General features: G+C 71.5%; 13 protein-coding genes. 9 read left to right on the top strand and 4 right to left on the bottom strand.

What is annotated here, in order from left to right:
- Window positions 1–65 precede the first annotated feature (65 nt).
- A complete protein-coding gene (locus B082_RS0105100; RefSeq protein ID WP_018550724.1) occupies window positions 66–398 on the top strand; it encodes a TcmI family type II polyketide cyclase in 333 nt (110 codons plus the stop codon).
- Between the two features lie 73 nt (window positions 399–471).
- Here the strand turns inward: B082_RS0105100 and B082_RS0105105 are convergent, their stop codons facing one another.
- The 3 genes from B082_RS0105105 to B082_RS0105115 form a co-directional block, all read right to left on the bottom strand.
- A complete protein-coding gene (locus B082_RS0105105) occupies window positions 472–1,533 on the bottom strand; it encodes a methyltransferase (RefSeq protein ID WP_026249439.1) in 1,062 nt (353 codons plus the stop codon).
- 35 nt (window positions 1,534–1,568) lie between these two features.
- Complete coding sequence (locus B082_RS0105110) at window positions 1,569–2,645, bottom strand: right-handed parallel beta-helix repeat-containing protein (protein ID WP_037709484.1); 1,077 nt, start codon at window positions 2,643–2,645, stop codon at window positions 1,569–1,571.
- A gap of 160 nt (window positions 2,646–2,805) precedes the next feature.
- Window positions 2,806–4,434, bottom strand: a complete 1,629-nt coding sequence (locus B082_RS0105115) for an acyl-CoA synthetase (RefSeq protein WP_018550727.1) — start codon at window positions 4,432–4,434, stop codon at window positions 2,806–2,808.
- Between the two features lie 166 nt (window positions 4,435–4,600).
- Here B082_RS0105115 and B082_RS0105120 point away from each other — a divergent pair, with 166 nt between their 5' ends.
- The 7 genes from B082_RS0105120 (at window position 4,601) to B082_RS0105150 (ending at window position 12,263) form a co-directional block, all read left to right on the top strand.
- Window positions 4,601–5,401 (top strand): crotonase/enoyl-CoA hydratase family protein, encoded by an 801-nt coding sequence (locus tag B082_RS0105120; protein ID WP_018550728.1) that lies wholly within the window; start codon window positions 4,601–4,603, stop codon window positions 5,399–5,401.
- 15 nt (window positions 5,402–5,416) lie between these two features.
- Window positions 5,417–6,358, top strand: coding sequence for a Zn-ribbon domain-containing OB-fold protein (locus B082_RS0105125; protein WP_018550729.1), 942 nt, complete (start codon window positions 5,417–5,419; stop codon window positions 6,356–6,358).
- Window positions 6,359–7,411, top strand: a complete 1,053-nt coding sequence (locus tag B082_RS0105130; protein WP_018550730.1) for a thiolase domain-containing protein — start codon at window positions 6,359–6,361, stop codon at window positions 7,409–7,411.
- A complete protein-coding gene (locus B082_RS0105135) occupies window positions 7,404–8,570 on the top strand; it encodes a thiolase domain-containing protein (RefSeq protein WP_026249440.1) in 1,167 nt (388 codons plus the stop codon). The genes B082_RS0105130 and B082_RS0105135 overlap by 8 nt, the downstream gene beginning before the upstream one ends.
- A gap of 146 nt (window positions 8,571–8,716) precedes the next feature.
- Window positions 8,717–9,124 (top strand): ACT domain-containing protein, encoded by a 408-nt coding sequence (locus B082_RS0105140; protein ID WP_018550732.1) that lies wholly within the window; start codon window positions 8,717–8,719, stop codon window positions 9,122–9,124.
- 110 nt (window positions 9,125–9,234) lie between these two features.
- Window positions 9,235–9,735 (top strand): hypothetical protein, encoded by a 501-nt coding sequence (locus B082_RS0105145; RefSeq protein ID WP_018550733.1) that lies wholly within the window; start codon window positions 9,235–9,237, stop codon window positions 9,733–9,735.
- Window positions 9,736–10,028: 293 nt separating this feature from the next.
- A complete protein-coding gene (locus B082_RS0105150) occupies window positions 10,029–12,263 on the top strand; it encodes a glycosyl hydrolase family 95 catalytic domain-containing protein (RefSeq protein WP_018550734.1) in 2,235 nt (744 codons plus the stop codon).
- Here B082_RS0105150 and B082_RS0105155 read toward each other — a convergent pair.
- Window positions 12,239–14,464 (bottom strand): terpene synthase family protein, encoded by a 2,226-nt coding sequence (locus tag B082_RS0105155; protein ID WP_026249441.1) that lies wholly within the window; start codon window positions 14,462–14,464, stop codon window positions 12,239–12,241. The two genes, B082_RS0105150 and B082_RS0105155, sit on opposite strands and share 25 nt — an antisense overlap.
- Window positions 14,465–14,853: 389 nt before the next feature.
- On the opposite strand from B082_RS0105155, the gene B082_RS0105160 reads away from it, so the two are divergent.
- Window positions 14,854–16,185, top strand: coding sequence for an N-acetylmuramoyl-L-alanine amidase (locus tag B082_RS0105160; protein WP_018550736.1), 1,332 nt, complete (start codon window positions 14,854–14,856; stop codon window positions 16,183–16,185).
- Window positions 16,186–16,224: the final 39 nt, after the last annotated feature.

A 16,224-nucleotide genomic window follows, 5' to 3' on the forward strand; every position in this document is an offset into this window, starting at 1 on the left:
CGCAGGCCGGCCCACCCGGCCTCCCGGCCGGGTCCCGGTCCGGGGTACCAGAGAGGCACCGCCCGATGCACCACGCTCTGATCGTCGCCCGGATGGCGCCGGGATCGGCCCCGGACATCGCGGAGCTGTTCGCCGCGTCCGACAGCGGTGAACTGCCGCACCTGGTCGGCGTCACCCGGCGCAAGCTGTTCCAGTTCGGTGACGTCTACCTGCACATGATCGAGTCCGAGCGCCCGCCGGGCCCGGAGATCGCCAAGGTCACCGAGCACCCGCGGTTCAGGGACATCAGCGAACGGCTCACCGCCTTCGTCAGCCCCTACGACCCGCAGACCTGGCGGGGGCCGAAGGACGCGATGGCCCAGGAGTTCTACCGCTGGGAGCGCGACACCACCGCGTGACCGACGACGACCGCCCCGGTCCCGGCCGCAAGCCGGAACCGGGGCGGTTCGCGTATCCGCCCGGGGGAGGGGCTCAGTCCGGCACCACGCACTCGAACGCGTGGAGGTACGGGTTGACCGGCCGGATCCCGTCGATCCGCAGCCCCGCCTCGGACAGCCGGTCCACCAGGCTCTGCCGGGTGTGCTTGGCGCCGCCCACGTTCAGGAGCAGCAGCAGGTCCATGGCGGTGGTGAACCGCATCGACGGGGTGTCGTCGACGAGGTTCTCGATGACCACGACCCGGGCGCCCGGACGGGCCGCCGCGACGACGGAGCGCAGCGCCCGGCGGGTGCTGTCGTCGTCCCACTCCAGGATGTTCTTGATGATGTAGAGGTCGGCGGCCACCGGGATGCCCTCGCGGCAGTCCCCGGCCACGATGGTCGCCCGCCCGGCCAGGGCGCCGCCCTCCCGCAGCCGCTGGTCGGCCCGGAGGATCACCCCCGGCAGGTCCATCAGGGTGCCGCTGACCGTCGGGTGCTTCTCCAGCAGGCTCGCCAGCACGTGCCCCTGGCCGCCGCCGATGTCGGCGACCACCGAGACACCGGTGAGGTCGAGCAGGGCGGCGACATCCAGCGCCGACTGCACGCTGGAGGTGGTCATCGCCCGGTTGAACACCTGGGCCGACTCGTGGGCGTCCTGGTGCAGGTAGTCGAAGAACTCCTTGCCGAACGTCTCCTCGAAGACGTTGCCGCCGGAGCGGACCGCGTCCTCCAGCCGGGGCCAGACCTCCCACGTCCAGGGCTCCGTGCACCACAGCGAGATGGCCCGCAGGCTGTCCGGGTCGTCCTCCCGCAGCAGCCGGGACATGTCGGTGTGCGCGAAGGTGCCGTCGGCGTGCTCCGTGAAGACGCCGTAGCAGGCCAGCGCCCGCAGGAGCCGCCGCAGCGGCCCGGCCTCGGTGTTCACCGCCGCCGCGAGCCGCTCCACGGTCTCGGGTGTCTCGCCCAGTGCGTCGGCGACACCCAGCCGGGCGGCGGCGCGCACGGCGGCGGACCTGGCCGCGCCGAACACGATCTCGCGCAGCCGCATGGCGGGCTGCGGGGTGGGAAGGGGCTGGACGGGAGTGGTGCCGGGGGTGGTGCTCACGGTGGTCATGCCGTCTCGCTTCTCCTCGTACGGGGGGACACCGGTCAGCACATTCCGGCCGGTGCGGAGGTCGTGCAGACATTGCCGGTGAACCGGTTGCCCGTGCCGGTGTCCCGGTCGGCCAGGTCCGCCGGCCGGTTGCCGAGGACCACGTTGCCGCTGACGGTGTTGTCGGTGTTCTTCGCGCCCACGAAGCTCTTGAAGAGCACGACGCCGCCGGACAGCGGTGTCTCGCCCACGTTGTCGCGGATCTCGTTGGACCGCACCTCGGTGGACTCGGCGCCGGTCAGGACGATCCCGGAACCCTGGATCGCGGGCAGCCGGTCCGTGGCGGCGCAGAACTTGTTGTTCCCGGTGATCCGGTTGGAGCGCAGACTCATGGCGCCGGCCTGCGGGGTCCCCTCGTCGCCCACGACGAACACGCCGCTGCAGTTGGCGGTGAAGGTGTTGTCGCGCACCGACAGGTTGCGCACCCGCCGCGCGGTGAAGCCGATCCGGTTGTCGGTCAGGGTGTTGCCCCGGACCCGGGTGCCGCCGGTGTCGGTGGCCCCGCCCTCCTCGTCGACGCTGTTGGCGACGAAGATGCCCGCGTCACCGTTGGAGCGGGCGGTGCTGTCCCGGATGTCGGAGCGGGTGGAGCGCTGCTCGGCGATGCCCCACACACCGTTGGCGTCGGCGGTCACCGCCCGGACGTCCAGCCGGTCGGTCCAGGACGCCCAGACCCCGCTGCGGGCGAACCCGGTGACACGCAGGGACCTCACGGACACGCCGTCGACGGTGCCCTTCGCCGTACCCAGGACGCAGATGCCGTTCCCCGCCCCCGCACAGGCGTTGTCCTGCCCCGCCCGGCCGGCGGCCGGCGGCGTGATGACGGTCCGGTCCCCGTAGCCCCGCAGGGTCAGACCGGGTTTGGTGATCACCACGCTCTCGCGGTAGGTGCCGGGCCGGACGACGATGGTGTCCCCGGGCCGCGCGGCGTCCACCGCCGCCTGGATGGACTGCCCCGGTGCCACCACGTGACCGGCCGCGGCGGCGGCCGGGACGGCCGGTGCCGCAGCGCCCAGTCCGGCGGCCGATGCGGCTGCGATGCTCACGAGGCGTGTGATGTGTCGTTTCCTCATGAGCCGAAGCTATGGGCGATCCCCCTCGTGTGCCACGTACGGTAAGCGGTTGGACGCGGGGCGTGCCCGAATGGCTCACGCCCCGGGCCCGGCCCCCGTCTCGGCCGCGGGCCCCGGACCGTCCACTCGGGTGACCCGGGCCCGCCCGCCCGCGCGCACCTCAGTCCTCGGCCGAACGGGCGGTGGTGAGCACGGAGCGGGCCCACCGGTAGTCCGCCTTGCCGCTGGGGGAGCGCCGGATCCGCGGGGCGATCACCAGGTGCCGGGGGATCTTGTACCCGGCCAGTCGGGTGCGGCAGTGCGCCTGTACGTCGTCGAGCGAGGGAGCCTCGGCCCCCTCCCGCACCTGCACCACCGCCGCGACCCGGTTGCCCCAGCGCGCGTCGGGGGCGCCCGCGACCAGTGCGTCGTACACGTCCGGATGGGCCTTGAGCGCCTGCTCGACCTCCTCCGGATACACCTTCTCGCCCCCGGTGTTGATGCACTGCGAACCCCGGCCCAGCACCGTGACGATGCCCTCGGCGTCGACGGTCGCCATGTCCCCGAGCAGCACCCACCGCTCCTCGCCCCTGCGGAAGAACGTCTGCGCCGTCTTGTCCGGGTCGTTGTAGTAGCCGAGCGGTACGTGGCCGCGCTGCGCGATCCGGCCGGGCTCGCCGGGGGCCACCGGCTCGTGCGTCGCCGGGTCGACCACCGTCGTACGGGAGTTGACCCGCAGCCGGAAGCCGTTGTCCGGACCGGAGTCGTCGGTCGCGGTGCCGTTGAAGCCGGACTCGGAGGAGCCGAAGTTGTTCAGCAGCATCACATGGGGGACCAGCGCCTGGAATTCCGCCCGCACCGAGTCCGACATGATCGCGCCCGAGCTGGAGACCGAGAACAGCGCCGAGCAGTCGGTGCCCTTCAGCGGGCCCTTCAGCGCGTCGATCAGCGGCCGCAGCATCGCGTCGCCGACCAGCGACACGCTGGTCACCTTCTCCTTCTCGATCGTACGGAGCACCTCGTGCGGCACGAACTTGCGGTGCAGCACGACCCGCTGCCCGAAGTCGAAGGCGATGAACGCGGTGAGTGTCGAGGTGCCGTGCATCAGCGGGGGAGTGGGGAAGAAGGTGATGCCCTCCCCGCCGGCCGCCACCCGCTCGGCCAGCTCCTCGGGCCGCTTCACCGGCTCGCCGGTGGGTGCGCCGCCGCCCAGCCCGGAGAAGAACAGGTCCTCCTGGCGCCACATCACCCCCTTGGGCATGCCCGTGGTGCCGCCGGTGTAGATGATGAACCGGTCGTCCGCCGACCGGGGCCCGAAACCGCGTCCGGGGTCCCCGGACGCCTCGGCGGCGGTGAACGCGACGGCGTCCGTGGCGGCCCCGGCCCCGGCCGGCGGGCCCACCCGCATCAGGTGGCGCAGGGCCGGTGCCTGCGGGGCGGCGGCCGCGACGCGCTCCTCGAACTCGCCGTCGTAGACCAGGGCGGCCAGATCGGCGTCGCGGTAGAGGTAGACCAGCTCCTCCTCCACGTACCGGTAGTTGACGTTGACCGGGACGATGCGCGCCTTCAGGCAGGCCAGCACCGTCTGGAGGTACTCGACGCCGTTGTACAGGTGCAGCCCCAGATGCTCGCCCGGGGCGATGCCCGTGGTGACCAGGTGATGGGCGATCCGGTTCGCGGCGGCGTCGAGCTGTGCGTAGGTGAGCCTGCGCTCGGCACCCGTACCGGGGTGTTCGACGTGGACGAGCGCCTCGCGGTCCGGGACGGCGTCGACCACCGACTCGAACAGGTCGGCAAGGTTGTACTCCACCGTTCCTCCTGACCCCGGCTGCTGAGTGACCCGGCGGTCATTAGAGCGCCGACCGGCACAAGTGGGAAGGGGGTCCGGCCAAGAAAACTGACTGACTGTCAGAAAACTATTGAACTGCCCACCCGTCTACTGCAACCTGTTCTAGCCTTGAGACGGGAGACGAACCATGGCCGGTACGGAACACCTCACCGTGCGGCGCGAAGGCGCCACACTCGTGCTCACCTTGAACAGGCCCGAGAGCAAGAACGCGCTCTCATTGCCGATGCTCGTCGGGCTCCACGACGGCTGGCTCACGGCGGACGAGGACGAGGAGATCCGCTCCGTCGTCCTCACCGGCGCGGGCGGCTGCTTCTGCGCCGGTATGGACCTCAAGGCCCTCGCCGGAGACGGCATGGCCGGCGAGCGCTACCGGGACCGGATGAAAGCCGACCCCGACCTGCACTGGAAGGCCATGCTGCGCCACCACCGCCCGCGCAAACCCGTCATCGCCGCCGTCGAGGGCCACTGCGTCGCCGGCGGCACCGAGATTCTCCAGGGCACCGACATCCGCATCGCCGGCGAGAACGCCGTCTTCGGCCTCTTCGAGGTCCGCCGCGGCCTCTTCCCCATCGGCGGTTCGACCGTCCGGCTGCCCCGCCAGATAGCCCGCACCCACGCCCTCGAAATGCTGCTCACCGGCCGCCCCTACAGCGCCGGCGAGGCAGCCGCGATCGGGCTGATCGGCCGCGTCGTCCCCGACGGCACCGCCCTGGACGCCGCCCTCGCCGTCGCCGAACAGATCAACGCCTGCGGCCCGCTCGCCGTCGAGGAGGTCAAGGCGTCGGTGTACGAGACGGCCGAGATGACCGAGACGGAGGGCCTCGCCGCCGAACTGAAGCGCGGCCGGCCCGTCTTCGCCACCGCCGACGCCAAGGAGGGCGCCCGCGCCTTCGCCGAGAAGCGCCCGCCCGTCTACCGGCGGCTCTGAAACCAGGAGGCAACCGTGCCCGACATCCTCAGCGCACCGCTCGTGGTCGAATTCCCCTTCACCCGCTCCCTCGGCCCCGTCCAGAGCGCCTTCCTCACCGGGCTGCGCGAGCGCACCCTGCTCGGCGTCCGCACCGCCGACGGCAAGACCCTCGTCCCGCCCGTCGAGTACGACCCCGTCACCGCCGAGGAGATCCGCGACCTGGCCGAGGTCGCCCCGACCGGTACGGTCACCACCTGGGCCTGGAACCCCGAGCCCCGCCGCGACCAGCCCCTGGACACCCCCTTCGCCTGGGTCCTCGTACGGCTCGACGGCGCCGACACCGCACTCCTGCACGTCCTGGACGCACCCGGCCCCGACGCCGTGCGCACCGGGATGCGGGTACGCGTCCGCTGGGCGCAGGACCGCACCGGCGCCATCACGGACATCGCCTGCTTCGAACCGCACGACGGCGAAACAGGCACGCCCGCCCCGCACGACGGCACGTTCGCCGACCCCGTCACCGGCATCGTCACACCCGCCCGACTCGACTACACCTACTCACCCGGCCGCGCCCAGAGCGCCTACCTCGAAGCGCTCGAAGGCCGGCGCGTCGTCGGTGAACGCTGCCCCTCCTGCCGCAAGGTGTACGTCCCGCCGCGCGGCGCCTGCCCCACCTGCGGCGTCGCCACCGCCGAACGCGTCGAGGTCGGGCCGCGCGGCACGGTCACCACCTTCTGCGTCGTCAACATCAAGGCGAAGAACCTCGACATCGAGGTCCCCTACGTCTACGCGCACATCGCCCTGGACGGCGCCGACCTCGCCCTGCACGCCCGCATCGGCGGCATCCCGTACGACCAGGTGCGGATGGGGCTGCGCGTCGAACCGGTGTGGTCCGAGGGCAGTCGCCACCCCGACCACTACCGGCCGGCCGGCGAGCCCGACGCCGGCTACGACACGTACAAGGAGCTGGTCTAGATGCGGGACGTAGCCATCGTCGCGTTCGCACAGAGCGACCATCTGCGGCGCACCGACGAACTCTCCGAAGTCGAGATGCTGATGCCCGTCCTGCACCGGGTCCTCGACGCGACCGGGCTCAGGACCGGCGACATCGGCTTCACCTGCTCCGGCTCCAGCGACTACCTCGCGGGCCGCGCCTTCTCCTTCACCATGGCCCTGGACGGGGTCGGCGCCCACCCGCCGATCTCCGAGTCCCACGTGGAGGCGGACGGCGCCTGGGCCCTGTACGAGGCCTGGGTGAAGATCCAGACCGGCGAGGCGGACACCGCGCTCGTCTACGCCTACGGGAAGTCCTCGCCCGGCCAGGTCCGCGACGTCCTCACCCGCCAGCTCGACCCGTACTACACCGCCCCGCTCTGGCCCGACTCCGTCGCCGTCGCCGCGCTCCAGGCACAGGCCCTCATCGACGCCGGCGACACCGACGAGGCCGCGCTCGCCGCCATCGCCACCCGCAGCCGGCGTGACGCCCAGGCCAACCCGCACGCCCAGCTCAGCGGCCCCGTGCCGGCCGGCGACTATCTCGTCCGGCCGCTGCGTACCGGTGACTGCCCGCCCGTCGGTGACGGGGCGGCCGCCGTGATCCTCGCCGCCGGGGACACCGCCCGCGCCCTGTGCGAGCGGCCCGCCTGGATCCGCGGCATCGACCACCGCATCGAGGCCCACGGGCTCGGCGTGCGCGAGCTCACCGAGTCACCCTCGACCCGCCTCGCCGCCGAACGGGCCGGGGTCTTCGACCGGCCCGTCGACACCGCCGAACTGCACGCCCCCTTCACCTCCCAGGAAGTGGTGCTGCGCAAGGCGCTCGGGCTCGGCGACGACGTCCGGGTCAACCCGTCGGGCGGCGCGCTCGCCGCCAACCCGCTGATGGCGGCCGGGCTGATCCGCCTCGGCGAGGCCGCCGCCCGCATCCACAGCGGCGCTTCCGACCGGGCCCTCGCCCATGCCACATCCGGGCCCTGCCTCCAGCAGAACCTGGTCGCCGTACTCGAAGGGGAGAGCGCACATGCCTAAGGAGCCCGTGGCCGTCGTCGGCATCGGCCAGACCAAGCACGTCGCCGCCCGCCGTGACGTCTCCCTCGCCGGACTCGTCCGCGAAGCTGCCCTGCGCGCCCTCCAGGACGCCGCCCTGACCTGGGCGGACATCGACGCCGTCGTCATCGGCAAGGCACCCGACTTCTTCGAGGGCGTCATGATGCCGGAGCTCTACCTCGCCGACGCCCTCGGCGCGGTCGGCAAACCCATGCTCCGGGTGCACACCGCGGGATCGGTCGGCGGTTCGACCGCACTCGTCGCCGCCAACCTCGTCGCCGCCCGGGTCCACCGCACCGTCCTCACCCTGGCCTTCGAGAAGCAGTCGGAGTCCAACGCGATGTGGGGCCTGTCGCTGCCCATCCCGTTCCAGCAGCCGCTGCTGGCCGGTGCGGGCGGCTTCTTCGCCCCCCACGTGCGCGCCTACATGCGCCGGACCGGCGCCCCGGACACGGTCGGCTCCCTCGTCGCGTACAAGGACCGGCGCAACGCCCTGAAGAACCCGTACGCACACATCCACGACCCTGGCATCACCCTGGAGAAGGTCCAGGCCGCACCCATGCTCTGGGACCCCGTCCGCTACTCCGAGACCTGCCCGTCCTCCGACGGCGCCTGCGCGATGATCCTCACCGACCGCACGGGGGCGGCCCGTTCACCTCATCCGCCGGCCTGGATGCACGGGGGAGCGATGCGCAGCGAGCCCACCCTCTTCGCCGGCAAGGACTTCGTCTCGCCCCGGGCCGGCCGGGACTGCGCCGCCGATGTGTACCGGCAGGCCGGAATCAGTGACCCGCGCCGGGAGATCGACGCCGTCGAGATGTACGTGCCGTTCTCCTGGTACGAGCCGATGTGGCTGGAGAACCTCGGATTCGCCGCCGAGGGCGAGGGCTGGAAACTCACCGAGGCCGGCGCCACCGAACTCGACGGCGACCTCCCGGTGAACCCCTCGGGCGGTGTGCTGTCCGCCAACCCCATCGGCGCCTCCGGCATGATCCGGTTCGCCGAGGCGGCGCTCCAGGTGCGCGGGCAGGCCGGCGAGCACCAGGTGGACGGCGTACGGCGGGCACTCGGCCACGCCTACGGCGGCGGGGCGCAGTTCTTCTCCATGTGGCTCGTGGGCGCCGAACCACCGCCCGGCTGACCCGGGCACGCCGGACGCGCGACCGAGGCCCATGGCCGCCCTGATCCGTGCTGGTGAGGGATGCCACCCGCCCGGCCGGGCTGCCGCCGCGCCCGCGTCGCACGCCACCACGAGCGGCGCCGCACCCCGTGGGTAGCGTGGCATGGGTGACAGCCGAGAAAGACCTCCGAGTCCTGCTGAGCAACCTGCGCCCCGAGCTGCGTCCGGGCCGCTACGTCTACGCGACCGCGCCCGACGGTGTACTGCCGGACGCCGTCGCACCCGTCGTCACCGTCCGCGAGACCGAGGGGCTCACCCTGGTGCTCCCCGAGGCGGAGGCCGTGGCGGCCGGGCTGCCCTATACCTACGCGGCGGGCTGGATCACCCTGCGGGTGCACTCGGCACTGGAGGCCGTGGGGCTGACCGCGGCCGTCTCGCTCGCCCTCACCGATGCCGGGATCAGCTGCAACGTGGTGGCGGGCTTCCACCACGACCACCTCTTCGTGCCCTACGAACGGGCCGCCGAAGCCGTCACCGTACTGGAACGGCTGGCGGCGGAGTCACACACCGGGTGACGGTGCGACCGCGTACGGCACACCACCGCGCACCCGGATGGTGTGCCGCGGCCGCGGTGCCTCCCCGGGCCCGGCTCGGCGAGGTGAGCCAGGACACGTAACATGTCTGCATGTCCTTCCTCCGCCGCCGTAGTGCCGCCACACCCGCGGGCCCCGACTTCGACGTCCTGGCCATGGACCCCGGTGACTGGCCCGGAAACCTCGGTGCCGGGTTGCTGCCCGCTCCCGACGGCAGCTGTCAGGGTGTGTTCCTGCGCTACGACCTCTTCGGTGGCCGCGGCCCCGCGATGATCATCGGCAACCTGCCGGAGGGCTCGCCCGCCCGCGAGACCGAGGAGGGGCAGGTCCCCTTCGAGGTGGCCCAGCTGCTCCTCGCCCTGGAGAACGACGAACCGGTCGAGGTCACAGGCACCGAGGACATGCCCGTGATGCAGGGCGACAACCTGCTCATCGTGCGCCGCGTGAAGCTCTCCGAAAGCCGGATCTCCTGCGTCCAGTTCGACCGCAGCGACGGTGTGCTCGTCACCATCGCCAGCTGGGACCGGCCCATCACCGACGACCTCTACACCCTCCTGAAGCCGCTGCCCGCCGAACTCTTCCAGCAGGGCTGACCCGGTCGCCGTCACCGGGCCGTCCGGCCCGGTGATCCCACTTCCGTCCAACTGCACGCGGCCTCTGTCCAAGAGGCCGCTTTGCCATGCGCCTTGTCCGGTCAGTCATCGGACGTCTAGCGTCATTCGGCATGACATCCGGGATGACGCGACGCACCACAGTGAAGACGGTCATGGGGGCAACCAGTGCGCTGGCGCTGGGAGTTCCCACACTTTCCGGCACCGCGGCCGCTGCCGGTACCTCCGATGAATCAGGGAACCGGCGGCGAGCCGATGAGCCGCTGCCGGACCCGGTGCTCCACTACCGCGCCCCCGCCGCCGACTGGGAGCGGGAAACCCTGCCCATCGGCTGCGGAGCCCTCGGCGCGAACATCTGGGGCACGCTCGCCTCCGAACGCCTCACCTTCAACGAGAAGACCCTGTGGACCGGCGGACCCGGCTCCGCCGAGGGATACGACTTCGGCAACTGGACCGCCCCCAGACCCGGCGCCCTGGACGGTGTGCGCGAACGCCTCGACGCCGAGGGGTCCCTCGCCCCCGACGAGGTGGCCGCCGCGCTCGGCCAGGCCCGCCGCGGCTACGGCGCCTACCAGGTCTTCGGGGAGTTGCGGCTCGACATCCCCGGTGCACCGGCCGCCCCCGACGCCTCCTACCGGCGCTCCCTGGACCTGCGCACCGCGCTCGCCACCGTCACCTACACCCAGGACGGGACCGTCCACACCCGGGAGTACTTCGCCTCCCACCCCGGCGCCGTCATCGGCGGGCGGCTCACCGCGGACCGGCCCGGACAGGTCACCTTCACCCTGCGACACACCTCGCCGCGCGACGACTTCACGGCCACCGCGAGCGGCGACCGGCTCACCGTGCGCGGCGCCCTTGACGACAACGGCCTGCGCTTCGAGGCCCAGATCCGGGTCCGCACCGCCTCGGGCACGGTCACCGCCGGCGCCGACGGCAGTCTCACGGTCACCGGAGCCGACCAGGCATGGTTCTTCCTGGCCGCCGGCACCGACTACGCGGACACCTACCCCGACTACCGGGGCGAGGACCCGCACGGCAAGGTCACCGCGGCCGTCGACACGGCCGCCGCGACCTCGTACGAGGAGGTCCGGGCCGCCCACACCGGCGACCACAGCGCCCTGTTCGACCGGGTGGTGCTCGACCTCGGCCAGCAGCTCCCCGACCTGCCCACCGACCAGCTCCTCAGCGGGTACACGGGCGGCCCCGGCGCCGCCGACCGGGCCCTGGAAGCGCTCTTCTTCCAGTACGGCCGCTACCTGCTGATCGCCTCCTCGCGGACCGGGTCACTGCCCGCCAACCTCCAGGGTGTCTGGAACAACTCCACCACCCCGCCGTGGTCGGCCGACTACCACAGCAACATCAACCTCCAGATGAACTACTGGCCGGCCGAGGTCACCAACCTCGCCGAGACCACCGCCCCCTACGACCGCTACGTCCAGGCCATGCGCGAACCAGGCCGGCGAACGGCGAAGGAGATGTTCGGCACCGCCGGCTGGGTCGTGCACAACGAGACCAACCCCTTCGGTTTCACCGGCGTCCACGACTGGTCCACCGCCTTCTGGTTCCCCGAGGCCGCCGCCTGGCTCACCCAGCAGATGTACGAGCACTACCGCTTCAGCGGCTCCACCGACTACCTGCGCTCCACCGCCTACCCGGCGATGAAGGAGGCCGCGGAATTCTGGCTGGCCAACCTGCGCACCGACCCGCGCGACGGCCTCCTCGTCGTCACCCCCAGCTACTCGCCCGAGCACGGGGACTTCACCGCCGGGGCCGCGATGTCCCAGCAGATCGTCCACGACCTGCTCACCAGCACCTTGGAGGCCGCCCGCACCCTCGGCGACGCACCCGCCTTCCGCGGCCGGCTCGAAACCGCACTGGACCACCTCGACCCCGGACTGCGGACCGGGTCCTGGGGCCAGCTCCAGGAGTGGAAGACCGACCTGGACGACCCGGCGGACACCCACCGCCACGTCTCGCACCTCTTCGCCCTCCACCCCGGCCGCCGGATCGAACCCGGCACCGCCCGGGCAAAGGCCGCTGAGGTCACGCTCGGCGCCCGGGGCGACGGGGGCACCGGCTGGTCCAAGGCCTGGAAGATCAACTTCTGGGCCCGGCTGCGGGACGGCGACCATGCCCACAAGATGCTCGCGGAGCAGCTCAAGGACTCCACGCTGCCCAACCTCTGGGACACCCACCCCCCGTTCCAGATCGACGGCAACTTCGGCGCCACCGCGGGCATGGCCGAGATGCTGCTCCAGAGCGGGCACGACACCATCGACATCCTCCCCGCCCTCCCGGCCGGCTGGCCGGACGGATCGGTGCGCGGACTGCGCGCACGGGGAGGGTTCACCGTCGACATCGAGTGGGCCCGGGGCGCGGCCCGCCGTGCGGTGATCACGGCGAGCCGCACCCGCGCGGCGACCGTCCGCTCCACGCTGTTCGCGAGCGGCGAGAAGGTCATCAGGGCCCGGGCCGGACAGCGCTACACGCTGACCCCGGACAGCTGACCCGACAGCTGACCGAACAGCGCCGCCACCTGCGCCGACGAAGTGCCGATCCCCGTGGGACCGCTCAGGTGCCACGGGGCGCCGGTGCCGCGCCGCAGGTCCTCCTCGCGGTAGCGCCGGCAGCCCCGGTGCCAGATCAGGATGCCCGCGAGCCAGTGCTTCAGCTCCTGCACATAGCCGGCGAGGGTCTCCCGCGCCTCGGCGTCGAGCTCGAAATCGTCGTACAGGACGGGCAGTTCGTGCTCGGCGACATGGAGGAACTGCCGCAGCCGCGACTTCATCAGGTCGTACAGGACCGCCATCCCCGTCGGGTAGTCCACCCCGAAGAAGTTCTGCACCACCAGCACACCGTTGTGCACCTCACCCTCGTACTCGATCTCCTTCTGGTACGAGAACAGGTCGTTCAGCAGGGCCGCGTAGTCGGCGGCCGCGTTCTCCAGGGAGCGCAGCGGACCGCTCTCGTAGATCTCCTGCGGCACCTTCCTGCCGTGCCCGACCCGGCACAGGCTCATCGTCAGATCCGAACCGAACGTCATACGCCGCATCTCGACGTAGTCCACCGGGTCGGGAATCCGGTTCTGCGCCTGGTTCGCCAGCTCCCACAGCCAGCTCTCCGTCATGTCCTCCACCGACTTGCGGAACGCCCGCCTGCCGGCGTCGTCCATCGGCCCGGTGGTGCGTTGCCACAGATCGCCCAGCCCGCGCTCCAGCGCGTTGACGGGCTCCGGCGGAGCGCTCCCGTCCAGCGGCATGAACAGCGACAGACGCTCATTGGCCAGCCGGGCCCCCGCCAGGTCGCGGCTCCGCCCGTGCACCACCGGGAACCAGTCGTCGCCGTACGTTCCCCAGGCCAGCCACCCCGACGACAGATCGAGCTCGTCCGGCGTCGCGTCCGGATGGATGCCGGCCGCGCACAGCGGCAGGTCGATCGCCCGCAGCCGCTCCTCGTCCCAGATGTGCGAACCCGGCACCCCGGGCTGCGGCTGAAGGATGCCCATCCGGTCGGCCCAGACGACCATCCGCTCCCTGGCCCCCTCCAGATGCGGGCTGAGCGTCGTGCCGAACGGCAGGTCGAAGTCGGGCAGCAGGGACGGGCCCACGTGCTGGTAGGGCACATGGCTGTGGTCGCGCAGCCTGGCGGACTCCGAGCGGCGGGTGAACCGGATGGACGCCGCCGCCATCCCGAAGCCCGGCTCGGCCCCGGCGGCCCCGCCGTCGTTCATGTAGCGGCTGGAGCGCATGTGCCACTCGTGGCCGCCGGACTGCCAGTCCTGGAGGCCCTTGACGTACGCGAGCACCGCCGCCGTCCGCGCCGGGTCCAGGCCCTTCGCCGCGCACAGGGGACCCAACTCGGTCAGCGCCGTGTTCTCGAACTGCTGGAGCCGGGACGTCAGCAGATCGTTCACCGCCTCGGCCGCCTCCTGCGTCGAGCAGTCGAGGAAGCGCTCCAGGACCAGCACGCCATTGCTGTTCTCGCCCTCGTCCTCCACCTCACGCTGGTAGGAGAAGAGGTCGTTGCGCAGATGGACACCGTCGGAGAACGCGTCGCGCAGCACCCGCAGCGCCCGCTCGTCGGCCACCGCCTCCGGCACCTCGGCCCCCGCCGCGTACTCCACCAGACCCGCCGACCAGGGGGCCCCGCCCACCTTGCGGCGCATCTCGATGTATTCGACGGGGTTCGCGATGCGGCCCTCGTTGATGTTGGCGAGCTCCCACAGCGACTCGTTGAGCAGGTTTCTCGTCGACTCCGCGAACCGGACCCGCCACGCGTCCGACATCGCCGGCACCGTCCGCGCCCACAGGTCCGCGAGCCCCGCCTCGACCGGATTCTCCGGCTCGGGCGTCGGAGCGCCGCGCTCCATCGGCATGAACGCGGGCAGCCGGTCCAGGTAGCGCTTGCCGCCCTCGCGGTCCGGGGTGCGCTTGAACAACTCCAGGAAGTGGTCGTCGAAGAAGAAGACCCACACGTACCAGTCCGTGACGAGCGACAGCGCCTCGGCCGAGCAGTCGGGATGGGTGTACGCGCACAACAGCGCGTAGTCGTGGGCTTCGAGGTCCTTCTCCTCCCAGATACCCGACCCCTCCAGCATCCCTATGGCCCGCGCCCACGTCCGCGTGTGCTGTCGGGCCTCCTCCACATGGGGGTTGAGACGCGCCGGATACGGAACATAGAAATCCGGCAGGGTGAACGGCTGAGGCATGTGCGTCCGGCCTTTCCGAGAGCCACCGCGTGAACGTCACGCGTATCGGTCCTGTCGGCGCCAGCACTACCCTTCGGCCGTTCGGGGCACGCACACCCGCAATTAGTCACACCGCAGAGCGCCCGTTCGAGGGACACGGGCACGAGCCCCGCCCCTCGTAAAACCCCGGTAACGCGCCACTGCCAGACCCCCGGAGCTCGCCGCCCTTCGCAGGTCACAGGCCCTGTCAGTGGTCTGGTCCAGTGGCTCGACATGCGGCTCCCGTTTCACTCTTGACGCCCCTTCACCTCAAGTCACAGAGTGTGCGCGCACCACCAACAGCGGGATCGGAACACGCACGCATCTCGAAACGCACGGCACCGGAGCACCAGGCTCGACGAAGGGTTGTCATGACGTCCAAGCAGAGGACCAGGCTCGCACTCGCCTTCACCACCGCCGGAGCGCTCAGCCTCGCGCTGCTCAGCCCCGCCGCACAGGCCGGCGCCGACGGTGTGCGGCCCGAGTGCCCGCGCGGCCTCGCCTGCGACTGGGTCCCCGCCGCCTACGAGCAGACCGGCGACCCGGCCGACAAGGAGACGTACGGCAACTACGACACCGCGGACCGGCCGCACAGCAACAAGATCAAATTCATCGTGCTGCACGACACCGAGGAGGACTTCGACACCACGCTGAAGATCTTCCAGAACCCGCTGAAGCAGACCTCCGCCCACTACGTGGTGCGGTCCGCCGACGGGCACGTCACGCAGATGGTGAAGAACAAGGACGTCGCCTGGCAGGCCGGGAACTGGTACGTCAACAGCCACTCCATCGGCATCGAGCAGGAAGGCGTGGCTGTCGAGGGGGCCACGTGGTACACCCCCGAGATGTACCGCTCGACCGCCGCCCTCGTGCGCTACCTCGCCGCCAAGTACGACATCCCGCTGGACCGCCAGCACATCATCGGCCACGACGGCGTCCCGCCCGTCAGCGCCGCCGGCACCCAGAACATGCACTGGGACCCGGGCACCTACTGGGACTGGAACCGCTTCATGGCGCTCCTAGGGAAGCCCACCGTGCCCACCGCCGGCAAGAACAGCCGACTGGTCACCGTCAGCCCCGCGTTCAAGGAGAACAAGCAGGCCTTCCGCGACTGCGAGAAGAACCTCGACCTCCCGGTCCAGGGGTCCAGCGCCGTCCCGCTGCACACGGCGCCCTCCGACGACGCGCCCCTCTTCTCCGACCCCGGCGTCCACCCGGACGGATCGCCCGGCACCAACTGCGCCGCGGACTGGGGCAGCAAGATCAGCGCCACCCAGCAAGCAGTCGTGGCCGGCCGGGCACCCGGCTGGACGGCGATCTGGTGGTACGGCGAGAAGGCCTGGTTCCGCACGCCCGCCCACACCCGCACCACCACCCCCACCTCCGGCTATGTCGTACGCCCGAAGGCGGGCAGGACCGAGGTGCCGGTGTACGGGGTGGCGTACCCGGAGAAGTCCGAGTACCCGGCCGACTTCGCGGACCAGCGGGTGGGAGCGCCGCTCCAGTACACCATCAAGGCCGGCCAGTCCTACCCCGGCGGCGGCCAGGCCCCCACCGGCTTCTTCTACGCGCCGACGATCGACGCCTCCTACCCCCTGGACCACGCCTACTTCCAGGGCGGGCAGAAGTACGTGACCGTCCAGATCGGCCACCGCGTCGCCTTCGTGAAGGCATCCGACGTGGACATCGTCCGCGCGCACTGAGACGGGCGACGCAGGCGGGAACACACAACAGCGCGCCGC

This window comes from Streptomyces sp. ATexAB-D23, from assembly GCF_000373645.1.
GTDB classification, from domain to species: domain Bacteria; phylum Actinomycetota; class Actinomycetes; order Streptomycetales; family Streptomycetaceae; genus Streptomyces; species Streptomyces castrisilvae.